This window comes from Saccharothrix australiensis, assembly GCF_003634935.1.
In the GTDB taxonomy this organism is placed as follows: domain Bacteria; phylum Actinomycetota; class Actinomycetes; order Mycobacteriales; family Pseudonocardiaceae; genus Actinosynnema; species Actinosynnema australiense.
Genome location: NZ_RBXO01000001.1, coordinates 2,163,743 through 2,186,714 on the forward strand (window position 1 = coordinate 2,163,743; position 22,972 = coordinate 2,186,714).

Below are 22,972 nucleotides of genomic sequence, written 5' to 3' on the forward strand. Positions count from 1 at the left end.
GCGCAGATCGTGGGTAACCCGGCGATCTGTTGTGCACCCGGCAGGGTGAAGATCCCGCGGTTAGAGTCCGACGATGGCGAAGAAGTCCGCGCGGTCCCCGTCGGTCCGCGACGCCTTCCGCGTCGTGCCGGGCACGTTCGACGTCACCGCGCTCGACCCCGCCGCCACGCCCGTGGGGCCGAGGTCGAAGTCGGCCGCCGCGCGGGACGCGGTCGAGGTCGGCGCGCGGCTCGACCGGCTCCAGGAGGCCCTCTACGCCGAGGGCGCGGGCGGCGGGCGGCGGAGCGTGCTGCTGGTGCTCCAGGGCGTCGACACCTCGGGCAAGGGCGGCACGATCCGGCACGTCGCGGGCCCGCTGAACCCGCAGGGCCTGCACGTCGCGTCGTTCAAGAAGCCGACCCGCGCCGAGCTGCGGCACGACTTCCTGTGGCGCGTCCGGCGCAGGCTGCCGGAGCCGGGCCGGATCGGCGTGTTCGACCGTTCCCACTACGAGGACGTGCTGGTCGCGCGGGTGGACCGCCTGGTGCCCGCCGCCGAGTGGCGCCGCCGCTACCGGTTGATCAACGAGTTCGAGGCGGAGCTGGCCGAGAGCGGGGTGACGGTCGTCAAGTGCTTCCTGCACATCTCGCCGGAGCGGCAGCGGCAGCGCCTGGTCGCGCGCCTGGAGAACCCGGCCAAGCGGTGGAAGTACGACCCCGCCGACCTGGCCGCGCGGGCGAAGTTCTCCCAGTACTCGGCGGCCTACCAGGACGCCCTGGTGAAGTGCTCGACGCAGGCCGCGCCCTGGTTCGCGATCCCGGCGGACCGCAAGTGGTACCGCAACTGGGCGGTCGCCAACGTGCTCCTCGAGACGTTGCAGGAGCTGGCCCCGCGGTACCCCGAGCCCTCGTACGATCCCCTGGTCGAATTGGCTCGTCTCCAGGAGGCCGACCCGTTGCACTAGACGCAATCTTCATTGCACCTATTGCCCTGCCGGAGTGGTCTAGTCCACTGTGGGAATCGCTGCGGGCTCGGTGGAGCGGAGGTCTGGCGTGACAGTGGACAGGCGACGGTTCCTGGGGGCCGTGGGCGTTGGAGCGGGGTTGCTGATGACCGAAGGTGTCGCCGAGGCACGCGCGGAGGTCCGCGTCTATCTGGGCACCTACACCACCTGGGCGGGCGGTGGCGCCGGCATCGGGCTGGCCTCCTACGACGCCGCCACCGGCCGGCTGCGGTCGACCGGCGTGGTGAAGGGCGTGCCCAACCCGTCGTTCGTGATCAGCGCGGGCCGGCGGGTCTACGCGGTCAACGAGCAGTCGCGGGGCACCGTCACGGCGCTGGACGTGGGCGCGGACGGCGTGCCGAAGGTGATCAACACGCAGAGCACCGGGGGAGCCGACCCGTGCCACCTCGTGCTGCACCGCGGGCACGTGCTGGCCGCGAACTACAGCTCGGGCAGCGTGTCGGTGCACCCCGTGCGCGCCGACGGCGGCCTCGGCGCGCGCACGGACCTGGTGCGGCACCAGGGCTCCGGCCCGGACCCGGACCGGCAGGAGGGCCCGCACGCGCACCAGGTCGTGGTCGACCCGGCGGGTGAGTTCGTGCTCGCCGTGGACCTCGGCGCGGACGCCGTGTTCGGCTACCGGCTCGACGGCGGCCGGCTGACCCGCGTCTCGGCGGCCCGGCTGCACCCCGGCGCGGGGCCGCGCCACCTCGCGTTCCACCCGTCCGGGCGATTCGCCTACATCGCGAACGAGCTGGACTCCACGATCGTGGTCGCGGCCTACGCGCGCGGCGCGCTCACGCCCGGCCGCAAGTACGGCACGCTGCCCGCCGGCGCGCCCACCACGCCGCGCAACTACCCGGCCGAGGTCGTGGTGTCGGCGGACGGCCGGTTCGTCTACCTGTCCAACCGGGGCCACGACAGCGTGGCGGTGTTCGCGGTGGAGGAGGACGGCGCGGCGCTGCGGCTGCTGGAGGCGGTGCCGGTGGGCGGCGACTTCCCCCGGCACATCACCCTCGACCCCACCGGGAAGCTGCTGTTCGCGTCCAACCAGAACTCGAACACGGTGACCACGTTCGCGGTGGACCAGGCGACCGGGAAGCTCAAGCACACGAGCACGTTCCCCGCGCCGATCCCCGTGTGCGTCGCTCTATAGGGGCACTTTCCGGGCGTCCCACCGTCCACAGTGGTAACTGTGCTGCATGAACCTGATGGCAGCACTGTTGGTGGCGGCCCTGACCCCGGCGCCCGCGCCCGCCGCGCCCGAGTACGTCGCACTGGGCGACTCGTACGCGGCGGGCGTCGGCGCGGACCGGGCGTCGTGCGGACGGGATCGCAACGCCTACCCCGAGCTGTACGCCGCGACGCACCGCCTGGAGCTGGAGTTCGCGGCCTGTTCCGGGGCGACCACCGGCGACGTGGCGCGGCAGGCGGAGCGGATCACGGGGGAGACCTCGCTGGTCACGGTGACGGTGGGCGGCAACGACGCCGGCTTCAGCGACGTGCTGACCACGTGCGTGCTGCGGAGTGAGGAGAAGTGCCTCCGCCGGGTCGACACCGCCGAGGAGTTCATCGAGGACGAGTTGCCCCGGCGCCTCGACGCCCTGTACCGGTCGGTGCGCGAGCGGACGTCCGCGCGGGTGGTCGTGCTGGGCTACCCGCACCTGTTCGACACCGACGGCCGGTGCGGGATGAGCAAAGCCAGGCGGGAGGCGCTGAACGGGGCCTCCGACCGGATCTCGGAGGTCCTGCGGGACCGCGCCGAGGCGGCCGGGTTCGCCTACGCCGACGTCCGGGACGAGTTCGAGGGGCACGGCGTGTGCTCCGACGACCCGTGGATCCACGACCTGACGTTCCCGGTCGGCGACTCCTTCCACCCGAACGCCGCCGGCCACCGCCACGGCTACCTGAAGGCGCTCACGCGGGCGACCGCGTGACGGAGCACCACCGCGGCCCGCGAGCGGCCCGTCGGTGGTGACCCGCGCGACCCCGCCGGCCGCCGCGCGAGGGCCGGCGGGCAACCCGTTGACGGCGACCGGCCGCGACCGGCGATGATGCCCGGCGTGAAACCCACGAACGGGCTGCGCGCGGTCGCGGCCACCCGCTACGTCACGCCCTTCCGGGAGGGTGGCTCCCTGCCGGGCCTGGTGGAGGCCGACGACCTCGGCATGTACGTCCTGAAGTTCCGGGGCGCGGGCCAGGGCGTCAAGGCGCTGGTCGCCGAGATCGTGGTCGGCGAGCTGGCCCGCGCGCTGGGCTTCCGGGTGCCGGAGATCGTCCTGGTCGACCTCGACCCGGAGCTGGCGCGGTCCGAGCCCGACCAGGAGGTGCAGGAGCTGCTGCGCGCCAGCGGCGGCGTCAACCTGGGCCTGGACTACCTGCCCGGCTCGTTCGACTACAACCCCGCGGTGCGCCCGCCGTCGCCGGAGACCGCGGCTCGCCTGCTGTGGCTGGACGCGCTCACGCTCAACGTGGACCGCAGCTGGCGCAACCCCAACACCCTGCTGTGGCACCGCGAGCTGTGGCTGATCGACCACGGCGCGTCGCTGTACTTCCACCACTCCTGGCGGCCCGACCGCTTCCCGGCCCCGACCTACCGGTTCGACGCGGCCGACCACCTGATGCTGCCGTTCGCGGGCCCGCTGGCCGACGTGGACGCCGAGCTGTCCGCCCTGGTGACCCCGGAGCGGGTGCGCGGGATCCTGGCGCTGGTGCCCGACGAGTGGCTCGCCCGTGACGAGTCCTTCGACACACCGGACCGGGTCCGCGCGGCCTACGAGCAGTTCTTCGCGACCCGTCTCGCCCGGCCGCGCGCCTGGGTCGACGCACTGGAGGAGACCCGTGCCGCACGTGTTTGAGTACGCGCTGCTGCGCGCGGTGCCCAGGCAGGAACGGGGCGAGTTCGTCAACGTCGGGGTGCTCGTCTACTGCGCGCCGCTGGACTTCCTCGGCGCCCGCGTGCACGTCGACGAGCGGCGCCTGCGCGCGCTGGACCCGTTCGTCGACGTCGACCTGCTGGCGGCGAACCTGGCGCACCTCGGGGTGTCCTGCGACGGCGACCCGCAGGCCGGGCCGGTGTCCAGGACGCCGCCCGGCAAGCGGTTCCGCTGGCTGACCGCGCCGCGCAGCACCATCATCCAGACCTCGCCCGCGCACACCGGCCTGACCGACGACCCGGAGGCGTCCCTGGACCACCTCCTGCGGACGCTCGTGCTGCCGCCCGAGCACTAGTCTGGCAACCTCTCGTCGCACACCGCGTCCTTATGTGTGCGAGCAGCAGGCCAACAAGACGGGATCGGGGTCGCGGACATGAGCGCCGGCTACCACCAGGGTTACCAACAGCGGGGCGGCCACCGGCCGGCGCCAGGGCGCCGCAAGCCCAGGATCGGCCGGATCATCGCGGTCGTCCTCGTGCTGCTGCTGGCGTTCGCGATCGCCCTGTGGATCTACGTCGACTCGTCGCTGCGCCGCATCGACGCGCTGCCGGACTACCAGGGCCGCCCGGCGGACACGCCGGGCACGAACTGGCTGCTGGTCGGGTCGGACGCGCGGGACGACCTGTCCGAGGAGCAGAAGGCCGCGCTGGCCACCGGTGACGCGGGCGGTCGCCGCACGGACACCATCATGATCCTGCACATCCCGGACGGCTCCGGGAAGTCGACCCTGGTGAGCGTGCCGCGCGACTCCTACGTCGACATTCCGGGCAACGGCAAGAACAAGATCAACGCGGCGTTCGCGTTCGGCGGCGCGCCGCTGCTGGTGCAGACCGTCGAGGGCGCGACGGGCCTGCGGATCGACCACTACATGGAGATCGGGTTCGGCGGCTTCGCGGGCATCGTGGACGCCGTGGGCGGCGTCGACATGTGCATCAAGGAGCCCATGAACGACCCGCTCGCGGGCCTGGACCTCCAGCCGGGGTGCCCCCAGGAGCTGGACGGCGCGCAGGCGCTCGGCTTCGTCCGCACGCGGGCGTTCGCGTCGGCCGACCTCCAGCGCGTGCAGAACCAGCGGGAGTTCCTGTCGGCGCTGTCCGACCGGGCGACCAGCGTCGGCACGCTGATCAACCCGTTCCGCGCGTTCCCGCTGCTGTTCGCGGCGACCGACTCGATCTCCGTGGACGACGACGACCACCTGCACAACCTGGCCGGCATGGCGTTCGGCATGGGCGGCGGTGTCGACAACGTGACGGTGCCGGTGGGCGGCACGCCCACCGTGGCGGGCGCGGGCTCGGTCGTGCAGTGGGACCGCGCCAACGCCCTGCGCCTGTTCGGCGCGCTGGAGAAGGACGAGCCGGTGCCGTCGGACCTGTTGGCGCAGCCGAAGTAGCGGTCCTCGGCGGTGTGCTGCCCGGCACGTCCGGGCAGCGCGCGCGACCGGCCTCCACCGACGTGGCGCGCGGCGGGTGGCTCGACGGGCGCGCGGCGGGCCGCGCGAAGGCCGTCGTCGACGCGTTCGCGGGTGGGCTCCCCCCGACCGAGCCCACGCACGCCGCCGTCGCCGGCCCCCGGGTCAGTCCCCGGTCTCGGCGGGCGCGGCCCCGGCGTCGTGGGCCCTCAGGTCCCCGGTCCTGGCGTCGTGGGCCTCGATGTCCCCGGCCTCGATGTCGGCGCTGGCCTCGATGATGCCTTCGAACTCGCGCAGCAGGTCGTCGTAGATCGGCGTGAGTGACACTTGGTAACCCCCACAGTCTGGTTCGTCCCCCGATCGGGCCAAAGCAGCCTACTCACGATCCGCAGTCCACTTCACTCGGTATTGGCGGATTGCCGGCGTGGGTTGCTAACTGTTGGCTAAACACATCGCGAACCCGCAGGTTGTGTAGCGCGCCGACATGGGCGGTGACCCGGCTCCCGCCCTAGCGTGAACGGCCATGAACAGTGTCCCCGGTCACAGCGGCGAGCTGGCCGGTCGCACCGCCCTGGTCACCGGGGCGGGCAGCGGCATCGGGCGGGCGTGCGCCGCGGCGCTGGCCGCCGCGGGCGCCCGCGTCCACCTGGTCGACCGCGCCGAGGCGGTCCTGGCGGCGGCCGACGACGTCGGCGGCACGGCCCACGTCGTGGACCTCGCGCGGGACGACGCCGCGACCTCGCTGCCCGCCGCCGTCGACATCCTCGTCAACAACGCCGGCCTCCAGCACGTCGCCCCGGTGCACGAGTTCCCGCCGGAGAAGTTCGAACTCCTCCAACGGGTCATGGTCACCGCGCCGTTCCGGCTCGCCCGGCACGTCCTGCCGCACATGTACGGGCGGGGGTGGGGCCGGGTCGTCAACATCTCCAGCGTGCACGGCACGCGCGCGAGCGCCTTCAAGTCCGCCTACGTCGCGGCCAAGCACGGGCTCGAAGGGCTGAGCAAGGTCATCGCGCTGGAAGGCGCGGAGCACGGCGTCACCAGCAACTGCGTCAGCCCCGGCTACGTCCGCACCCCGTTGGTGGAGAACCAGATCGAGGACCAGGCGCGGGCGCACGGCATCGACCCGCGGCGCGTGCTCACCGACGTCCTGCTCGCCCGGCACGCCGTCAAGCGACTGGTGGAACCGCACGAGGTCGCCGAACTGGTCCGCTGGCTGTGCGGCGACCAGGCGCGCCACGTCACCGGGTCCACGTTGCCGATCGACGGCGGCTGGACCGCCCAGTAGGCCGGTCCCGTCGCCGAGAACCCCTGCCCCGCAACACGTCCCCGATGAAGTGGTGACCCGCCATGACCAACGCCGCTGCGCCCCGGCAGAGCTTCACCAAGGTCGTCGTAGCCGGCCTCGTCGGCACCACCGTGGAGTGGTACGACTTCTTCCTCTACGGCTCGGCCGCCGCGCTGGTGTTCAACAAGCTGTTCTTCCCCGACTCGGACCCGCTCACCGGCACGCTGCTCGCGTTCCTCACCTACGCCATCGGCTTCCTCGCCCGCCCGCTCGGCGGCCTGGTGTTCGGCCACTACGGCGACAAGCTGGGCCGCAAGAAGCTGTTGGTGCTCAGCCTGCTCCTGATGGGCGGCGCGACGTTCGCGATGGGGCTGCTGCCCACCCACGCCGCGATCGGCGTCGCCGCGCCGCTGCTGCTGACGTTCCTGCGCCTGGTGCAGGGGTTCGCGCTGGGCGGCGAGTGGGGCGGCGCGGTGCTCATCGTCTCCGAGCACGGCACCGCGGCCCGGCGCGGGTTCTGGGCGTCGTGGCCGCAGGCGGGCGCGCCGATGGGCAACCTGCTGGCGACCGCGGTGCTGGCGGTGCTGGCGTCGGCGCAGAGCGAGGCGGCGTTCCTGTCGTGGGGCTGGCGGGTGCCGTTCCTGCTGTCCGGCGTGCTCGTGGTGGTGGGCCTGTGGGTCCGGCTGAGCGTGTCGGAGTCGCCGATCTTCCTCGCGGCGCGGGCGAAGGCGGAGGCAGCAGCCCAGGTCAGGCGGAAGCCGCCGGTCGTGGCCGTGCTGCGCGACCACTGGCGCGAGGTGCTGATCGCGATGGGCGCCCGCATGGCGGAGAACGTGTCCTACTACGTGATCACCGCGTTCATCCTGGTCTACCTCTCGACGTCGCTCGGCCTGCCCCGCTCCACCGGGCTCAACGCGGTGCTCATCGCGTCGGCCGCGCACCTGCTCGCGATCCCCCTGTGGGGCGCGCTCTCGGACCGCATCGGCCGCCGCGCCACCTACGTGCTCGGCGCGGTCGGCATGGGCGCGTGGATGTACCCGTTCTTCCTGCTGCTGGACACCAGGTCGTTCGGCGCGATCACGCTGGCCGTCACCGTCGGCCTGGTGCTGCACGGCGCGATGTACGGTCCGCAGGCGGCGTTCTTCGCGGAGCTGTTCGGCACGGAGGTCCGCTACTCGGGCGCGTCCATCGGCTACCAGCTCGCGTCGATCGCGGCGGGCGCGCTGGCCCCGATCGTCGCGACCGCGCTGCTGCGGGACTTCGGCGGCCCGTTCCCGATCGTGCTGTACGTGGTCGCGATGTGCGTGCTGACGGTCGTCGCGGTCCTCGCCGCCCGCGAGACCAGGGGCAGCTCGCTGGACCGGGCCGACGGCGAGCACACCGCGGTGTCAGCATGACGCCATGACCGAGGCCGACGCGGCGGAGCACCTGCTGGAGCTGCTGGACCTGCTCGCGGCCGACGCGAGCAGCGAGCGGCTCGCGCGGGTGCTCCCCGCGGCGCGCGCGGCGGGCGTCGGCGGCGGGGACCTGGACCGGCTCGGCCGCGCCACCGAGCGGGCGCTGCGCATCCGCCGCACCCTCACCGCGCACCGCCGCCGGGAAGCCGAGCTGGAGGCCCTGTTCGACACGGCGAGCGACCTCGCGGGCGTGCGCGACCCGGACGGCGTCCTGCGGTCCATCGTGCGCCGCGCCCGGCTGCTGCTCGGCGCGGACACCGCGTACCTGAGCATGAACCAGCCCGACGAGCGCGGCACCTACATGAGGGTCACCGACGGTTCGGTCTCGCTGGAGTTCCAGCGGCTCCGGCTCGGCCTGGGCGAGGGGCTGGGCGGGTTGGTCGCGCAGACCGCCCAGCCCTACGTGACGGCCGACTACGCCGCCGACGACCGGTTCCACCACACCCCGGCCATCGACTCCGCCGTCCGCGACGAGGGCCTGGTCGCCATCCTCGGCGTGCCGCTGAAGCTGGGCAGGCGCGTCATCGGCGTGCTGTACGCGGCGAACCGCTCGCCCCGCCGCTTCCCGCCCGACGAGGTGGCGCTGCTGTCGTCGCTGGCCGACCACGCGGCGATCGCGCTCGACACCGCCCACCTGCTGGAGGAGACCCGCGCGGCGGGCGAGACGATCCGCGCGCACAACGAGGCCATGCGCCGCGCCGAGGACGCGCACGACCGGCTCACCGACCTGGTGCTGCGCGGCGCGGACGTGCCCGAGGTCGCGGCGGCGGTGGCGGAGGTGCTCGGCGGCGGGATCGTCGTGCACGACCGCGAAGGCGCGGAACTGGCCCGCACAGGCGGGGCGCAAGCGCTCGCGCCCCGGTCGGCGGTCACCGCGTCGCGCGCGAGCGGCCGGGCCGTCCCGCAGGACGGCGCCTGGGTGTGCGCCGTGCTCGCCGGCCCCGAGCTGCTCGGCAGCATCGCGCTGACCGGCAGGCGCGACCTCGCCGACGCCGACCGCAGGCTGTTCGAACGCGCCTCGGTGGTCACCGCGCTGCTGTTGCTGCTGCGCCGCACGGTCGCCGAGGCGGAGCACAAGGTGCGCGGCGAGCTGATCACCGACCTGCTCACGACGCCCGACCCGGACGCGGTGGCGCTGCACGCCCGCGCCCGCCGGATCGGGGTGGACCTGGCCGCGCGGCACGTGGTGCTGGTCGCCGACGGCCCGCGCGACCGGCTGCTCGCCGCCGCCGCGCACCACGCGTCCACCGGCCGCGGCCTGGCCGGCGCGCACGGCGAGCACGTGGTGCTGGTGTTGCCCGGCGACGACCTCGCGGGCGCGGCGGCGGAGGCGGCACGGGTGCTGGGCCAGGCGGCGGGCACGCCGGTGACGGTGGGCGCGGGCGGACCCGCGGCCGGGCCGCGCGAGGTCGCCGCCGCGCACGCGGAAGCCGTCCGCTGCCTGCGCGCGCTGCTGCTGCTCGACCGGCGCGGCACCGGCGGCACCCTGGCGGACCTGGGCTTCGTCGGCGTGCTGCTCGGTGACCGGGCCGACCTCGGCGGGTACGTGCGCGCCACCCTCGGCCCGCTGCTGGACTACGACGCGAGCCGGGGCACCGAGCTGGTGCGGACGGTCACCGCGTACTTCGCGTGCGGCCGGCACCTGGGCCGGACGAAGGACGCGCTGCACGTCCACGTGAACACCGTGGTGCAGCGCCTGGACCGCGTGGCCGGCCTGCTCGGCGACGACTGGCAGTCGCCGGACCGCGCGCTGGAGGTGCACCTGGCGCTGCGGCTGCTGAAGGTCCTGGGATGACGGTCCTCAGCCGCAGGTCTTCGGCCGGGGCCTCGGCTGCGGGCCCCGGCCGGCGGTTCCTGGCCGGCGGTTCCGATGGCGTTCCGGCCGCGCTTCGCGCCGGCGCGACCACCGACAGGGCGGAGACCGGGTCGAGCTACCCCCGCAGGGATTACCTGAGCCACAGCCGGTCACCGTTGGCCGGAACCCGTGCCGTCACCGGTATGGGTCACGGCCAACCGGTCGATCGGGGGCTGCGCCGGCCTCGGCGGGCACCGTCCGCGGCGCTCGCGGGGGGCGTCGGCACCGGTCCGGCACCGGACCTCGCTCGCAGGTCGCGGCGGGTTCGCACGATGGGTGCGTTTCGGCCCCGACCGGCCGGGGTACCCGCCCTGACCCAGCGAAGTTCGCACTCCCAGGTGATTTACCTTCACCCGGCGTGAGGTGAACGCTTCCGGGGTGACTGAGCAACGGCGCTCTAAGCCCATCGACCGGGAGTCGGACCTCATCCGACGCATCCAGAACCTGGCGCACCGCGCCGAACGCACCGCGTTCAACCACTCGAACCTGGTGGGGCCGCCCCCCTCCCAGGAGCACCTGGACATCCTGGCGGAGATCCGCGCGCTGACCGAACAGGCGGTGGCGGCACGACTCGGCCGCACCACGAGACTGCCCCGCCAGGCCGACGCGGTGGAGAACGCACCCCTGCGCGCGCCCGCCCTGTAGCACCCGGAGCGGGCCGGGCCCGCACCCGGCCCACCGCTGCCCGGTGCCGGCCGCCACTCCGCAGGGAACGGCACCCCGCCACGCGCCCGCGCCCCGCCGCGGGGCTTCGGCGTGACCCGACCGCGTGAGCCCGCAGCGCACCCCCGCCGCCCGCGCGACCCCCGCTCCCGCCGGAGTCGTCGCAGGTCAACCACCGCCCCAGGGCATCAGCGCTGGTCAACGCCGGTGCCGGTCGGCGCCCCGGCTCAGGCGGGCGGCCCGGACCGGGTTCCGCCCCACCGTGAAAAGTCAACCGGGTGACGTGCGGAACGTTGGGCCCGTGCCGTACGTTGCCGTGCCGTGACGACTCTCCTGGGACGGTTCAAGCAGCAGCTGCGCCGCTTCGCGCAGAAGCCCGGCTCCGCCGACCTCTCGCCGTACCGCAAGCTGCTCGCCGAGGTGAACGAGCAGTCGGACCGCGTGGGCGCCCTCAGCGACGCGGAACTCACCGCGGCGGCGGCCGCCCTCCGGGAGAAGTCCGAGTTCGGGCGACCCGAACTGGTGGAGGTCTGCGCCCTGGGCCGCGAGGCCGCCGACCGGGCGCTCGGCCTGCGGCCGTTCGACGTGCAGATCCTCGGCGCGCTCGGCCTGCTGGAGGGCCACGTGGTCGAGATGGCCACCGGTGAGGGCAAGACCCTGTCGGGCGCCATCGCCGCCGCCGGGTTCGCGCTGCGCGGCGACCAGGTCCACGTGGTGTCGGTCAACGACTACCTGGCCCAGCGCGACGCCGAGTGGATGGGCCCGCTGTACGAGCTGCTCGGCGTGTCCGTCGGCTGGCTCAGCCAGAGCAGCAAGCCCGAGGAGCGCCGCGCCGCGTACGAGGCCGAGGTCACCTACGCGTCGGTGTCGGAGATCGGGTTCGACGTGCTGCGCGACCGGCTGGCCGTGGACGAGGCCGACCGGATCGTCCCGCCGCCGCGCGTGGCCCTGGTCGACGAGGCCGACTCGGTCCTGGTGGACGAGGCGCGCGTGCCGCTCGTGCTGGCCGGCTCCACCGCGGGCCCCGCCGTCGACCCGGCGCTGGCCGACCTGGTCAAGCGCCTCCGCCGCGACCTGCACTTCGAGGTCGACGACGAGGAGCGCAACGTCTACCTCACCGGCGCGGGCTCGGAGCTGGTCGAGCGCGCCCTCGGCGGCATCGACCTGTACTCCGACGAGCACGTGTCCACGACGCTGAGCAAGGTCAACGTGGCGCTGCACGCGCAGGTGCTGCTGCACCGCGACGTCGACTACATCGTCCGCGACGGCAAGGTGCACCTGATCAACGACACGCGCGGGCGCATCGCCAAGCTCCAGCGCTGGCCGGACGGCCTCCAGGCGGCGGTCGAGGCCAAGGAGGCCGTGCAGACCACCGACTCCGGCGAGGTGCTCGACTCCATCACCGTCCAGGCGCTGCTCAGCCGCTACCCGACGGTGTGCGGCATGACCGGCACGGCGGTCGCGGTGGCCGAGCAGCTGCGCGACTTCTACCAGCTGGAAGTCCTCGTCATCCCGGCCAACGTGGAGTGCGTCCGGGAGGACGAGGCGCCCCGGCTCTACACCACGCTGGAGCTGAAGGAAGCCGCCATCGTCGAGGAGATCAAGAAGGTCCACGAGACCGGGCGGCCCATCCTGGTCGGCACCCTCGACGTCGCCGAGTCCGAGCGGCTGTCCCGCAAGCTCGCCCAGGCGGGCCTGGAGTGCGTCGTCCTCAACGCGAAGAACGACGCGGAGGAAGCGGCCATCATCGCGGACGCCGGGTCGTACCAGCGCATCACCGTGTCCACCCAGATGGCGGGCCGAGGCACCGACATCCGCCTCGGCGGCCACGAGTCCACCGACCGCGAGCGGATCGCGGAACTCGGCGGGCTCTACGTCATCGGCACCGGGCGGCACTCGTCGTCGCGCCTGGACGACCAGCTGCGCGGCCGGGCGGGCCGCCAGGGCGACCCCGGTGGTTCGGTGTTCTTCTCGTCGCTCCAGGACGACCTCGTGGCGCAGTACGTGCCGGACCACGACGAGCCCACCGAGGTGGCCGAGGACGGGCGCGTCACCGACTCCGGGACGCTGCACACGGTCGAGCACGCGCAGCGCGTGGCCGAGGGCGTGCAGCTGGAGATCCACCGCAACACGTGGCGGTACAACAAGCTCATCGAGCACCAGCGCACCCTGATGTTGGAGCACCGCGACAAGCTCCTGCTGACCGACGCGGCGTGGGAGGAGCTGTCCCGACGCCGGCCGGAGCGCGCCGAGGAGCTGTCCGACATCCCGACGGAGGTCAAGGTGAGGGCGGCGCGCCTGATCGCGCTGCACCACCTCGACCAGCGGTGGAGCGACCACCTGACGTTCCTGACCGACCTGCGCGAGGGCATCCACCTGCGGGCGCTGGCGAGGCAGAACCCGCTGGACGAGTTCCACCGCGAGGCGATCCCGGCGTACCACAAGATCGTGCCCGACGCGTGGGACGAGGCGGAGGAGACGTTCGCCAAGGTGAAGATCGACGAGGAGGGGGCGCACCTGGCGGCGGCGGGCGTGCAGCGGCCGAACACGACGTGGACCTACCTGGTCAACGACAACCCCTTCTCGTCGGGGTTGGAGGAGACCTTCAAGGGCTTGGTGAAGCTGGTCCGCCGACGCTGATCCCCGCCGTTGGTGGCCCATCGAACGGTCCCTTGATCGCTCGATCGGGCGAACTGAACGGAGATCGCGGATCTCGCGGCACTTTTCCGGCGCGGATTTCGTTGCCGTGAGAGTAAGGAGCGGCGCGGCGGGAGGAGAGCGGGCAGGGCGCGGGCAGACGCCAAGCTGAAGGCTGCCCGCACTCGGGGCCAAGGGCCGAGGCCCACCCTCGGAGGGCGCGGGTCGCACGCCGGTCCACAGTGGACCCGACTCGTCCGCTTCGTCACCGACCCCCACCACCTGCACGTGGTGCTGGAGGCGGGCCGCCGCAGTGGGTTGTTCCGGCAGGGCGGTGACACGTTCGGGCACTTCGCCATGTCCCACGATGAGGTGATCCGCACGGGCTGGGCCGGGTCCTCCACCAGTGGCTGGACCAGGTGGCCGGGCGGCGATCTTCGCACGGTCACGGCCTGCACGGCGGGCATCACGGTAACCACCACGGGGGTCACCACGGCGGGGGAATCGGCGTGGGCGGGCTCGTCGCAGGCGCTGCGGCCGGCGTGTTCGGTGGGATGATTATCGGCGAGGCCCTCGGCGAGGTCGGGGACTTCTTCGAAGGCGACTAACCCCGCAGGAGGCATCGTGGGCATCGGCGGTGTGATCAGCGCTCTGATCGTGGGTCTCATCATCGGGTTCCTCGGCAGGCTCGTGGCGCCGGGCAAGCAGGCCATCCCCGTCTGGCTGACCATCGTGGTCGGCATCGTGGCGGCTTTCCTGGGCACGTTCGTGGCCCGAGCGCTCGGAGTCGAGGACACCCCCGGCATCGACTGGATCGAGATCATCGTGCAGGTCGTGCTGGCCGCCGTCGGCGTCAGCCTGGCCGCCGGCTTCTGGGGCAAGAAGCAGGTCCGGTAGCGGCGCGCGCTCGAAGGGCCTTCCGGTGAACCGCCGGAGGGCCCTTCGCCTTTCCGCGCCTTTTCCGCGCGGTGCCGGCTCCCTATCCTGGTTCGGCGGATCACCGCGCCTGGTTCGGCGGCTCACCGCGCCGAACGCACCCAGGGGCCCGCCGAACGAAGCCCCACGACCCGCACCCGGAACTCCGCCGTCACCGGACGCCGCCGCCCCGAAACCCGCCGAGAGCCGAGAGGCGATCACATGGACCTGGTGTTCACCGTCGACGGACCCGCCGGCACGGACGAGTTACGCAGCCTGCACCGCACGCTGTCGCGGGAGCCGGACCTGCGCGGCCTGGTCCGGTTGCGGCAGCGCCCGCCCGCGGGGGAATCCCTCGGACCGGTCGTCGAGGCGGTGGAGGTCGAGCTGGCGCCGGACGGCCCGCTGACCGTCGTGGCGGGCGCGGTCCTGGTGTGGCTCAGGCACCGGCACGGCTCGGTGAAGGTCAAGGTCACCAGGGGTGCGGACGCGGTGGAGGTGGCCGCGCAGCGCATCCGCGACCTGGACGCCGCGTCGGTGCGACACCTGGCGACCGAGATCGTCACCGCCCTGGACGGCAAGGCCCAACGGCAGAGCTGACAGCAACGCCAGAGCTGAACGGCAACGGCGAGGCACGGCAACAGCAAGCACGGCAACGGCAAGACCGAGCGGGCAGGTCCACCCGAAGCCGCCGGCGGAGGCGTCAAGCGCCCAGCATCCGCCGCACGAGGTCGGCGTGGAGCGCCCCGACAGCAGCCGGCGTGCGACGCCCACCCGGCCGGTACCAGCGGGCCACGTCGACGCACAGGGACAGCACCGCGAGGGTCGCCCCGCGCACGTCGGGCACCTCGAACGCCCCCGTCGCGACGCCGTCCTCCAGCATCCCCCGCACGGTGGCCTCGATCCGCCGCCGCAGCGCGCCGACCTCCGCCAGGTGGTCAGGCGTGAGGGCGCCCAGCTCGTACTGCACGACCCGGGCCGTCGTGTGGTGCTCGGCGTGCCACGAGGCGAACGCCGCGACGGCCGCCGACATCCGCTCGACCGGGTCCTCGCCGGTCACGGAGGTGAGGAGGTCGAGCGAGGCGGCGTGGCCGATCCGGGAGATATGGAACAGCAGCTCCTCCTTCGACCGGTAGTGGATGTAGACCGCCGCCGGGCTCATGCCCGCCCGCGCGGCGATGTCCCGTGTCGTGGTGGCGTGGTACCCGCGCTCGGCGAAGGCTGCGGTGGCCGCGGCCAGCATCCGGCGTGCGGCGGGCGGGGTGACGTCGCGCCACGTCCGTTCCAGCGGCCCGGACTCGTCCGCGGCGGTCATCGGGGTGCCTCCTTGACAGCGGCGGCGAGCCTAACGCAGGCTGGGCACGCGCAGGTTCTAAGCAACCGCTTAGTACGGAAGCGTACCCGCGAGGGACGCGCCGGGACCGGTGCGAGGCACGCGAAGGCGTCGGAACGGACGATGTGAGGCGTGCGGCGCACCCGAACCCAGCATCGGGAACCAGCACCCGGAACGAGCGCCCCCGAACCAGCGCCCAGGACGAGCGAAAGGCCGTGCCCACAATGGGAATCCTCGACAAGTTCCGCCTCGACGGCCAGGTCGCGATCGTCACCGGGGCGTCGTCCGGCCTCGGTGTCGCGTTCGCCAAGGGCCTGGCCGAGGCGGGCGCCGACGTCGTGCTCGCCGCGCGGCGCGTCGAACGGCTCCGGGACACGGCCGCGCTGGTCGAGGCGGCGGGCAGGCGGGCGCTGGTCGTGCGGGCCGACGTGGCGCGACCCGAGGACTGCCACGAGGTGGCGCGGGCCGCCGCCGGCTTCGGCCGCGTCGGTGTGCTGGTGAACAACGCGGGTGTCGCGTCGGCCGTCCCGGCGACCCGCGAGACGCCCGAGCAGTTCCGCGGCGTCGTCGACGTGAACCTCAACGGCGCGTACTGGATGGCGCAGGCCGCCGCCGCCGTGATGACCGGTGGCGGGTCGATCGTCAACGTCTCCAGCGTGCTCGGCCTCGTGTCGGGCGGCCTGCCGCAGGCCGCGTACTCGGCGTCGAAGGCGGCCCTCCTCGGCCTGACGCGGGACCTGGCACAGCAGTGGACGGGCCGCAAGGGCATCCGGGTCAACGCGCTCGCGCCCGGCTACTTCGCGTCCGAGATGACCGACCAGTACCCGGACGGCTACCTGGACGCGCACATCGCCCGGCTGCCGATCGGCCGCGTGGGCGACCCGGAGGAGCTCGCCGCGGCCGTGGTGTTCCTCGCCTCGGCCGCGGGCGGCTACACCACCGGCGCGACGTTCGTGGTGGACGGCGGGGCGACCATCGGCAGCTGATCGATCCGATGACCCGGCTCGCTCGGCGCACGACACACGACTGATCGGCCCCGTGAACCGGTGTGCTCGGCTCGACTACCTCGTCCACCAGCTGAGCCGGCTCGACCGCACCGGGCAGCCGCACCGGGAACGCGTGCTGCTCTACCCGGAGGCGCAGCACGAGACCGTGCCCGAGCTGCTCGCGTTCACCCTGGCGGGTGGGCGGCTTGGCGAGCTGGTGTCCCAGCACTGGCTGCCGGTGCCGACCAGCGGCGTCGGTGATACCGGGACGTGGCTGCCGTCGCGCGAGCTGTTCGAGAGGATGGTCGTCGAGATCGGTGGCTGCCCATGAGGCTCCTGATCGCGCTGTCGGAAGCGGTGAAGGAGATCCGTGGCTGTCGATAGGGCGCTGTGGTGGTCGGCGCGGGAACGGCCGTCCTCACCTCGGCGGTGGGCGCGGACGACGTGCGCGTGCGGATCGAGTGCCGGTCCGACGACCTCGACTCGGGCGTGGGCGAAGGCCCGTTCGACGCGACCTGCCTGGGCCGCGTGCAGGCGTGGCGCCCGGCGTCGCGGGAGCTGGTCGTTCGACCGATCGCGTTGTTCCAATGACGTTTAAGCTGCTCCGCATGGGTACCGTGCCGGAGCGCCTGATCGAGGCCGCCACGAGGCTGTTCGCCGACAAGGGCTTCGACCGCGTGGCGGTGCAGGAGATCGTCGACCTGGCCGGCGTCACGAAGGGCGCGATGTACCACTACTTCGGCTCCAAGGACGACCTGCTGCACGAGATCTACGGGAGCCTGCTGCGGATGCAGACCGAACGGCTGGACCGCTTCGCGTCCGGCCCGGCCCCCGTCGCGGACCGCCTGCACGCCGCCGCGCTGGACGTCGTCGTGACGTCGGTGGAGAACTTCGACCAGGCCAAGGTCTACTTCCGCTCGGCGGACCAGCTGGCGGAGTCCCAGCGCCTGGCGATGCGCGCGGAACGCCGGCGCTACCACGAGCGGTTCCGGTCCCTGGTGGAGGAGGGGCAGGCCGCGGGCGTGTTCCGGACGGACGTGCCGGCCGACCTGACGGTGCACTACTTCTTCGGCGCGGTCCACCACCTGGGCGCCTGGTACCACGCCTCGGGCACCCTGTCGGCCAAGCAGATCGGCCGCCACTACGCGGACCTGCTGCTGTCCTCCCTCCGAGCCTGACCCCTCCCGCTCCCGTCCCCGTCCCCGACCGGGCGGAGTCGTGCCTGAGCCGGGAGGTCGTGCGCGTCCGCCGCGAACGGGTCACGGGACGAGCAGCACCACCGTTTCGGCCACGCACGCGGGTTTGGGGTGGTGCTCGATGTCCACGACCACCTTGACCACCGCGTGCTTCCCCCGCGCCACGTCGGTGACCCCGACCAGTTCCGCCCCCGCCCGGATCCGGGACCCCACGGTCACCGGGCTGGGGAAGCGGACCCTGTTCAGCCCGTAGTTCACGCCCATCGTCAACCCGCGAACGGTGTAGATGTCGCGGACCAGCAGGGGGATCAGGGACAGCGTGAGGTAGCCGTGCGCCACCGGTGCACCGAAGGGCCCGGCCGCCGCCCGTTCCCGGTCGACGTGGATCCACTGGTGGTCGCCGGTGGCGTCGGCGAACAGGTCGACCTCCGCCTGCGTCACCTCGTGCCAGGAGCCGTGGCCCAGGTGCTCGCCCACCGCCGCCGCCAGCTCGTCGAGGTTCGCGAAGGTCCGCACGACCTAGTCCTTCGGCCCGCCGGCGACGTAGACGACCTGGCCGGAGACGTACCCCGCGCCCTCGCTCACGAGGAACGACGCCGTGTGCGCCACGTCCTCCGGCGTGCCGATGCGCCCGACCGGGATCGTCGCCGCGACGCCCTTCTTGAAGTCCTCGAAGTCCACGCCCACGCGCGCGGCGGTCGCCGCGGTCATGTCGGTCGCGATGAAACCGGGCGCGATGGCGTTCACCGTCACGCCGAACTTGCCCAGCTCGATCGCCAGGGTCTTCGTGAAGCCCTGCAACCCCGCCTTGGCCGCCGAGTAGTTCGCCTGCCCCCGGTTGCCCAGCGCGCTCGTGCTGGACAGGTTGACGATGCGGCCCCACCCGGCCTCCGTCTGGAACCCCTGCACCGCCCGGCTCATCAGGAACGCGCCGCGCAGGTGCACGCCCATGACCGCGTCCCAGTCGTCCTCGGTCATCTTGAACAGCAGGTTGTCGCGCAGGATGCCCGCGTTGTTCACCAACACGGTCGGCGGGCCCAGCTCGGCGACGACCCGCCGCACGGCCGCGTCGACCGCCGCGGCGTCGCTGACGTCCGAGCTCACCGCGACCGCCCGGCCGCCGGCGGCCACGATCCGCTCGACCACGTCCGCGCAGGAGCGCTCGTCCAGGTCCAGCAGGGCGACGGACAGGCCGTCCCGCGCCAGCCGCGTCGCCACGGCCGCGCCGATGCCGCGCGCGGCTCCCGTGACGATGGCCACCCGTGCGTCGGTCACGAAGTCCTCCTCGGAAAGCCGGGCGGTGGGCGCTGCCGGTGCGGCTTGACGCCACCACCGGGCGGGACGACCATACCGACTGGTCGGAATGCGCGCCAGCGGTCGAGGAAGGGCTTGCGGTGGGGCTGGAGTTCGAGGACAGGGTCGTCCTGGTGACCGGGGGCGCGAACGGCATCGGCGCGGGGGTCGCTCGGAAGCTCGCCGGGCTCGGCGCGCGAGTCGTCGTCGCCGACGTCGACACCGCCGGGGGCGAGGCCGTCGCGGACGCGGTCGGCGGCCTGTTCGTGCCCTGCGACGTGCGCGACCCGCGCGACAGCGAGGCGGCCGTGGCGGAGGCGGTGCGGGCCTGCGGCGGCCTGGACGTCGCCGTGCTCAACGCCGGGGTCGCCACGGGGTTCGGCCTGGGCGACGACTTCGACGCCGAGCGCTACCGCGCCGTGATGGGCGTGAACCTCGACGGTGTCGTGTACGGCGTGCACGCGGCCCTGCCGGAACTGAGGAAGCGCGGCGGCCACATCATCGCGACGGCGAGCATGGCGGGGCTGATGGCGATGCCTCTCGACCCCGTCTACGGCGCCAACAAGGCCGCCGTCGTGGCCCTGGTGCGCGCGCTGGGCCCGGTGCTGGCGGCCGACGGCGTCAGGGTCAACGCGGTGTGCCCGTCGTTCGCCGACACCGCGATCATCGCCGGGTTCGAGTCGGTACTCCGGACCTCCGGGATGCCGGTCCTGACCGTGGCCGAGGTGGTGGACGCCTACCTCGCCGTGTTGCGCGCCGGCGGAACCGGGGAATGCTGGTACGTGCAGGCGGGGCGGCCCAGCGAGCCGTTCAGGTTCCCCAACCCGCCCGGTCCCCGCGCGGACGGCGGTGCGCCCGTGGCCCTGCGCGACCCCTCCCAGGAAGGTTGAACCCGTTGCGCGCGATCCAGATCACCGAATTCGGCGGACCCGAGGTGCTGACCGAGGTCGAGCTGCCCGACCCGGTGGCGGGCCCCGGCGAACTGCTCGTGGAGGTCGACCGGGCCGGGCTGAACTACGCCGACACGCACCAGGCGGAGAACTCCTACCTCGCCCGGATGAGCCTGCCGATGGTGCCCGGCGGCGAGGTCGTCGGCCGCACCCCGGAGGGGCGGCGCGTGGTCGCCCTGGCCAACTCCGGCGGCTACGCCCAGAAGGCCGTCGTGCCCGAGGCGACCGCGTTCGACGTGCCGGACGGCGTGGACGACCTGACCGCGCTGAGCATGGTCATCCAGGGCGCGACGGCGTGGGTGCTGCTGCGCCGGAACACGCACTTGGAGCCGGGGGAGAGCGTCGTCGTCCACGCCGCCGCGGGCGGGGTCGGCACGATCGCCGTGCAGCTGGCGAAGAAGTGGGGCGCGGGCCGGGTCATCGCCACCGCCAGCAGCGCCGCGAAGCGGGAGCTGGCGCTCGACCTCGGCGCGGACGTCGCCGTCGACTCGACCTCGGCGGACATGACCGCGGCCCTGCGGGAGGCCAACGACGGGCGGCCCGTCGACGTCGTGCTGGACATGACCGGCGGCGCGGTGACCGACCAGAGCGTGGCGGCGCTCGCGCCGTTCGGGCGGCTCGCGTTCTACGGGATGGCCAGCCGGGAGCAGCCGTCGCCGGTCGACCTCGGGGCGCTGATGCGGCACTCCACCGCCGTCTCGGGGATGTGGCTGCCGCACGCGTTCAAGCTGCCGGGCCGGGTCGTGCACCGGGCGATGGCGGAGCTGTTCGAGCTGGTGGTGGCGGGTGAGCTGCGGGCCGTCGCGGGCGGCGAGTACGGGCTGTCCGAGGTGCGGCGCGCGCACGAGGAGCTGCGGTCCCGCCGGACGACCGGGAAGCTGGTGCTGGACCCGTCGAGGTGACGGGCGGGGCCGCCCCGTCACCCGGTGGCGGCCCCGTCGGGTCACTCGCTGAGTTCCGCCAGCGCGGCCTTGACCTTCGCCAGCTCGGCCTCCAGCTCCTCCATGCGGGTGCGGTGCTGGGCCCGCGCGGCCTCGATGACCTCGTCGATGCCGCCGGCGATGTCCTCGTGCAGCTCCTTGGCCGCCTTGGACACGGCGGCGGCGGAGATGGACAGGCCCTGCACGACCCGCTTGGTGCCGTGCACCAGGTCGGCCTGCCACTCGCCGTCGGCGGTGCCGGTGACGGTCAGCGTCAGCTCGACCGTCCGCGTCTTCTTGGCCGTGCTCTTGGGCGCACGGGTCTTCGCCGGCTTGGCCGGGGGCGCTTCCTCCTGCTGCTGCGGCGCGGCAGGCTTCTCCTCCGGCTGGGTCGCGGCAGGGGCCTCGCCCTGCTGCACGGGTGCGGCGGGCGCCACGGCGTCCACCTGGTCTTCCTGCTCCACGAGCGTGTCCGCCTGCACGTTCTCGTCCTCTCTGCGCATCCGGCTCGACCCGGGCGCGAATCATAGAACACTTGTTCGATGGTGGGTCGAGCGCCCCGCACAGCGTAGGGTGTCGGGCTTGTGAGCGGATGGCGGGACATGTCCGCCCGCCGGTTCCTGGACCGGCTCGGTGGCGAAGTGGGAATGGCGGCGGTACTGCCCGTGGGTGTGCTCGCGGCGGTGGACCAGCACTCGGCGGCGGTGCGCGACATCCTCGCGTACGGCGCGCCGACGGCCGCGGCGGTCGTCCTCCTGGCGGGTTACGCCAAGGGCGTGCTGGACGAGGCGGCGGCGCACGGCTGGAGCCTGCCGCCGGTGGTCGAGTGGCCGCGCGCGGACTGGACGACGCTCAGGCTCGCGGCCGTGTGCGCCCTGGCGCGCGACGCCGACGTGCCGGCGCTGGAGGCGTGAAGGAGGGAGGCGGCGGCTCCGGGCGGGCCACCGCCTCCCTCGACGACCGCCCTACTGCGGCGGACGTTGGCCGGGGTTCGGTTGGGGCTGAACCGGGTTCCCGACCGGCGGAGTTGGCATGGTGGCGGCGTGCGCGGGCGTCTCGGACACCGGGCGCACGTGCTGTGTGGGCGCCTCCTGGGTGCGCCGCACGTCCTCACGGCCGCGCTGGTACGCCTCGGCCTGGGCCTTCGCCTGCGGCACCTCGTCCTCCGCGCGCGACAGCCAGCCCTCCCAGCGCTGCTGCATCGGCCGCACCAGGCCACCGCCGACGCCGACGACGGCGATACCGCCCGCGGTGGCGAGGATGGTGATCAGGATCGGCAGGGTGACCGCGGTGGCGACACCGATCTGGTTGAGCGCGGCGATGACGCCCAGACCGATGATGAACCAGGACACCACGTTCGCGACCGTGCGACCGTAGGACAGGCCCCCGAGCGCACGTCCCACGAGGTCTCGCACCGCGCTCGCGATGGCCGTGGCCACGACCACGATGACGATGGCGACGATCGCCCGCGGCAGCCAGGCCACGATCTCGGTGAGCAGGTTGCTCACCGGGTTCGACCCGAACAGCCCGAACGCGATCTGGAGCGCGATCAGCAGGATGCCGTAGTACACGATCTGGGCGACGAGCCCGGACGCGTCGAACTTCGACCGCGCCATGGCCGCGCCGATGCCGCCGCGCTGCACCGCGCGGTCGAAGTGCACGCGGTCCAGCACCTTGTGGACGGCCGTGCGCAGCAGGCGGGCGACGATCCACCCGATGAGCAGCACGACGAGGAAACCGACGAGTTTCGGCAGGAACGTCACCACGGACCGCAAGGCGTCGCCGGTCGCCTCACCGATGCCTTGAGCCTGCGCCGATTGCACGGCGAGCAGGGCATTCATCGTTCGACCTCCTCGGGGAGTGGTTCGTCTCACGGACCGGTTACCCCGAGTGCCCCCGCCAAACCACCTGCTTCACGCGGTCGGCGACCCCGGCGGGAGCCCCACGACGCGCTGGGTCTCGACGTCGGAGACCCCGGGCACGGACCGCAGCGAACCGACCGCCTCCGGGGCGGCCGAACCCGTGACCACGCCCAGCGCCTCCAGGACGTCGTCCACCACCAGCCCGGCCGCCCGCAGCGCCGTCACGACGGCGGGCAGGTCGGACAGGTTCTCGTCGGCGACCGAGACCACGACCTTGTGCACGGGCGCCTC

General features: G+C 73.3%; 27 protein-coding genes. 20 read left to right on the top strand and 7 right to left on the bottom strand.

What is annotated here, in order from left to right; genetic code table 11:
* Positions 1-73: 73 nt before the first annotated feature.
* From C8E97_RS10270 to C8E97_RS10295, 6 genes are all read left to right on the top strand, one after another.
* Entirely contained in the window at positions 74-943 is an 870-nt protein-coding gene (locus C8E97_RS10270) for a PPK2 family polyphosphate kinase (protein WP_121003821.1), read from the top strand.
* A gap of 145 nt (positions 944-1,088) precedes the next feature.
* Entirely contained in the window at positions 1,089-2,138 is a 1,050-nt protein-coding gene (locus C8E97_RS10275; protein WP_246018787.1) for a lactonase family protein, read from the top strand.
* Positions 2,139-2,193: 55 nt separating this feature from the next.
* A complete protein-coding gene (locus C8E97_RS10280) occupies positions 2,194-2,919 on the top strand; it encodes an SGNH/GDSL hydrolase family protein (protein WP_246018788.1) in 726 nt (241 codons plus the stop codon).
* Positions 2,920-3,036: 117 nt separating this feature from the next.
* Complete coding sequence (locus C8E97_RS10285; RefSeq protein WP_121011245.1) at positions 3,037-3,840, top strand: HipA family kinase; 804 nt, start codon at positions 3,037-3,039, stop codon at positions 3,838-3,840.
* The gene (locus C8E97_RS10290) at positions 3,824-4,213 is read left to right on the top strand and encodes a DUF3037 domain-containing protein (protein ID WP_121003827.1); all 390 of its coding nucleotides are present in this window, start codon (positions 3,824-3,826) and stop codon (positions 4,211-4,213) included. The genes C8E97_RS10285 and C8E97_RS10290 overlap by 17 nt, the downstream gene beginning before the upstream one ends.
* Before the next feature lie 78 nt (positions 4,214-4,291).
* Positions 4,292-5,308 (top strand): LCP family protein, encoded by a 1,017-nt coding sequence (locus C8E97_RS10295; protein ID WP_211346959.1) that lies wholly within the window; start codon positions 4,292-4,294, stop codon positions 5,306-5,308.
* 183 nt (positions 5,309-5,491) lie between these two features.
* Here C8E97_RS10295 and C8E97_RS34390 read toward each other — a convergent pair whose 3' ends face one another.
* Positions 5,492-5,653: a hypothetical protein gene (locus tag C8E97_RS34390; protein WP_170211724.1), complete on the bottom strand. Its 162-nt coding sequence runs from the start codon at positions 5,651-5,653 to the stop codon at positions 5,492-5,494.
* A 196-nt stretch (positions 5,654-5,849) separates the two neighbouring features.
* Here C8E97_RS34390 and C8E97_RS10300 point away from each other — a divergent pair, with 196 nt between their 5' ends.
* The 7 genes from C8E97_RS10300 to C8E97_RS10335 all read left to right on the top strand — a co-directional run bounded on the left by C8E97_RS10300 (position 5,850) and on the right by C8E97_RS10335 (position 14,741).
* A complete protein-coding gene (locus tag C8E97_RS10300; RefSeq protein ID WP_121003829.1) occupies positions 5,850-6,614 on the top strand; it encodes a 3-hydroxybutyrate dehydrogenase in 765 nt (254 codons plus the stop codon).
* Positions 6,615-6,676: 62 nt separating this feature from the next.
* On the top strand, positions 6,677-8,011 hold the full coding sequence (locus C8E97_RS10305; protein WP_121003831.1) for an MFS transporter: 1,335 nt from the start codon (positions 6,677-6,679) through the stop codon (positions 8,009-8,011).
* A 4-nt stretch (positions 8,012-8,015) separates the two neighbouring features.
* The gene (locus C8E97_RS10310) at positions 8,016-9,866 is read left to right on the top strand and encodes a helix-turn-helix domain-containing protein (RefSeq protein WP_121003833.1); all 1,851 of its coding nucleotides are present in this window, start codon (positions 8,016-8,018) and stop codon (positions 9,864-9,866) included.
* A gap of 438 nt (positions 9,867-10,304) precedes the next feature.
* Complete coding sequence (locus tag C8E97_RS10315; RefSeq protein ID WP_121003835.1) at positions 10,305-10,571, top strand: hypothetical protein; 267 nt, start codon at positions 10,305-10,307, stop codon at positions 10,569-10,571.
* Positions 10,572-10,910: 339 nt separating this feature from the next.
* Positions 10,911-13,229, top strand: coding sequence for an accessory Sec system translocase SecA2 (gene secA2, locus C8E97_RS10320; RefSeq protein ID WP_121003837.1), 2,319 nt, complete (start codon positions 10,911-10,913; stop codon positions 13,227-13,229).
* A 621-nt stretch (positions 13,230-13,850) separates the two neighbouring features.
* A complete protein-coding gene (locus C8E97_RS10330; RefSeq protein ID WP_121003839.1) occupies positions 13,851-14,123 on the top strand; it encodes a GlsB/YeaQ/YmgE family stress response membrane protein in 273 nt (90 codons plus the stop codon).
* Between the two features lie 240 nt (positions 14,124-14,363).
* Complete coding sequence (locus tag C8E97_RS10335) at positions 14,364-14,741, top strand: effector-associated constant component EACC1 (protein WP_121003841.1); 378 nt, start codon at positions 14,364-14,366, stop codon at positions 14,739-14,741.
* Between the two features lie 103 nt (positions 14,742-14,844).
* On the opposite strand, the gene C8E97_RS10340 is transcribed toward C8E97_RS10335, so the two are convergent.
* Complete coding sequence (locus tag C8E97_RS10340) at positions 14,845-15,456, bottom strand: TetR/AcrR family transcriptional regulator (protein WP_121003843.1); 612 nt, start codon at positions 15,454-15,456, stop codon at positions 14,845-14,847.
* A gap of 242 nt (positions 15,457-15,698) precedes the next feature.
* Here C8E97_RS10340 and C8E97_RS10345 point away from each other — a divergent pair, with 242 nt between their 5' ends.
* The 4 genes from C8E97_RS10345 (at position 15,699) to C8E97_RS10360 (ending at position 17,638) form a co-directional block, all read left to right on the top strand.
* Positions 15,699-16,460 (top strand): SDR family NAD(P)-dependent oxidoreductase, encoded by a 762-nt coding sequence (locus C8E97_RS10345; protein WP_121003845.1) that lies wholly within the window; start codon positions 15,699-15,701, stop codon positions 16,458-16,460.
* A gap of 52 nt (positions 16,461-16,512) precedes the next feature.
* Positions 16,513-16,791 carry a hypothetical protein gene (locus tag C8E97_RS10350; protein WP_121003847.1) on the top strand — a complete coding sequence of 93 codons (279 nt, stop codon included), beginning with the start codon at positions 16,513-16,515 and terminating at the stop codon, positions 16,789-16,791.
* Between the two features lie 62 nt (positions 16,792-16,853).
* Positions 16,854-17,051, top strand: coding sequence for a hypothetical protein (locus tag C8E97_RS10355; RefSeq protein ID WP_147455044.1), 198 nt, complete (start codon positions 16,854-16,856; stop codon positions 17,049-17,051).
* A 17-nt stretch (positions 17,052-17,068) separates the two neighbouring features.
* The gene (locus C8E97_RS10360; protein WP_121003851.1) at positions 17,069-17,638 is read left to right on the top strand and encodes a TetR/AcrR family transcriptional regulator; all 570 of its coding nucleotides are present in this window, start codon (positions 17,069-17,071) and stop codon (positions 17,636-17,638) included.
* A gap of 81 nt (positions 17,639-17,719) precedes the next feature.
* Here C8E97_RS10360 and C8E97_RS10365 read toward each other — a convergent pair whose 3' ends face one another.
* Positions 17,720-18,172, bottom strand: a complete 453-nt coding sequence (locus tag C8E97_RS10365; protein ID WP_121003853.1) for a MaoC family dehydratase — start codon at positions 18,170-18,172, stop codon at positions 17,720-17,722.
* A 3-nt stretch (positions 18,173-18,175) separates the two neighbouring features.
* Positions 18,176-18,931: a 3-oxoacyl-ACP reductase FabG gene (fabG, locus tag C8E97_RS10370; RefSeq protein WP_121003855.1), complete on the bottom strand. Its 756-nt coding sequence runs from the start codon at positions 18,929-18,931 to the stop codon at positions 18,176-18,178.
* A gap of 119 nt (positions 18,932-19,050) precedes the next feature.
* Here fabG and C8E97_RS10375 point away from each other — a divergent pair, with 119 nt between their 5' ends.
* Both C8E97_RS10375 and C8E97_RS10380 read left to right on the top strand, forming a co-directional pair.
* Entirely contained in the window at positions 19,051-19,839 is a 789-nt protein-coding gene (locus C8E97_RS10375; protein WP_121003857.1) for an SDR family NAD(P)-dependent oxidoreductase, read from the top strand.
* Between the two features lie 5 nt (positions 19,840-19,844).
* A complete protein-coding gene (locus tag C8E97_RS10380) occupies positions 19,845-20,801 on the top strand; it encodes a quinone oxidoreductase family protein (RefSeq protein ID WP_121011253.1) in 957 nt (318 codons plus the stop codon).
* 41 nt (positions 20,802-20,842) lie between these two features.
* On the opposite strand, the gene C8E97_RS10385 is transcribed toward C8E97_RS10380, so the two are convergent.
* Positions 20,843-21,322 (bottom strand): DUF6319 family protein, encoded by a 480-nt coding sequence (locus C8E97_RS10385; protein ID WP_246018789.1) that lies wholly within the window; start codon positions 21,320-21,322, stop codon positions 20,843-20,845.
* 81 nt (positions 21,323-21,403) lie between these two features.
* Between C8E97_RS10385 and C8E97_RS10390 the strand changes: the two genes are divergently transcribed.
* On the top strand, positions 21,404-21,733 hold the full coding sequence (locus C8E97_RS10390) for a DUF6401 family natural product biosynthesis protein (RefSeq protein ID WP_246018790.1): 330 nt from the start codon (positions 21,404-21,406) through the stop codon (positions 21,731-21,733).
* 51 nt (positions 21,734-21,784) lie between these two features.
* On the opposite strand, the gene C8E97_RS10395 is transcribed toward C8E97_RS10390, so the two are convergent.
* Together C8E97_RS10395 and C8E97_RS10400 are read right to left on the bottom strand one after the other, a co-directional pair.
* Positions 21,785-22,660 carry a mechanosensitive ion channel family protein gene (locus C8E97_RS10395; protein ID WP_121003861.1) on the bottom strand — a complete coding sequence of 292 codons (876 nt, stop codon included), beginning with the start codon at positions 22,658-22,660 and terminating at the stop codon, positions 21,785-21,787.
* A gap of 72 nt (positions 22,661-22,732) precedes the next feature.
* A complete protein-coding gene (locus tag C8E97_RS10400; RefSeq protein WP_121003863.1) occupies positions 22,733-22,963 on the bottom strand; it encodes a hypothetical protein in 231 nt (76 codons plus the stop codon).
* Positions 22,964-22,972 lie beyond the last annotated feature (9 nt).

Coding starts and splice junctions, on each gene's coding strand:
- C8E97_RS10275 (WP_246018787.1), top strand. CDS start 1,089: ATGACCGAAGGTGTCGCCGAGGCACGCGCGGAGGTCCGCGTCTATCTG.
- C8E97_RS10295 (WP_211346959.1), top strand. CDS start 4,292: ATGAGCGCCGGCTACCACCAGGGTTACCAACAGCGGGGCGGCCACCGG.
- C8E97_RS10345 (WP_121003845.1), top strand. CDS start 15,699: ATGGGAATCCTCGACAAGTTCCGCCTCGACGGCCAGGTCGCGATCGTC.
- C8E97_RS10385 (WP_246018789.1), bottom strand. CDS start 21,322: ATGCGCAGAGAGGACGAGAACGTGCAGGCGGACACGCTCGTGGAGCAG.
- C8E97_RS10340 (WP_121003843.1), bottom strand. CDS start 15,456: ATGACCGCCGCGGACGAGTCCGGGCCGCTGGAACGGACGTGGCGCGAC.
- C8E97_RS10310 (WP_121003833.1), top strand. CDS start 8,016: ATGACCGAGGCCGACGCGGCGGAGCACCTGCTGGAGCTGCTGGACCTG.
- C8E97_RS10280 (WP_246018788.1), top strand. CDS start 2,194: ATGGCAGCACTGTTGGTGGCGGCCCTGACCCCGGCGCCCGCGCCCGCC.
- C8E97_RS10285 (WP_121011245.1), top strand. CDS start 3,037: ATGCCCGGCGTGAAACCCACGAACGGGCTGCGCGCGGTCGCGGCCACC.
- C8E97_RS10360 (WP_121003851.1), top strand. CDS start 17,069: ATGGGTACCGTGCCGGAGCGCCTGATCGAGGCCGCCACGAGGCTGTTC.
- C8E97_RS10300 (WP_121003829.1), top strand. CDS start 5,850: ATGAACAGTGTCCCCGGTCACAGCGGCGAGCTGGCCGGTCGCACCGCC.
- C8E97_RS10270 (WP_121003821.1), top strand. CDS start 74: ATGGCGAAGAAGTCCGCGCGGTCCCCGTCGGTCCGCGACGCCTTCCGC.
- C8E97_RS10335 (WP_121003841.1), top strand. CDS start 14,364: ATGGACCTGGTGTTCACCGTCGACGGACCCGCCGGCACGGACGAGTTA.
- C8E97_RS10395 (WP_121003861.1), bottom strand. CDS start 22,660: ATGAATGCCCTGCTCGCCGTGCAATCGGCGCAGGCTCAAGGCATCGGT.
- C8E97_RS10305 (WP_121003831.1), top strand. CDS start 6,677: ATGACCAACGCCGCTGCGCCCCGGCAGAGCTTCACCAAGGTCGTCGTA.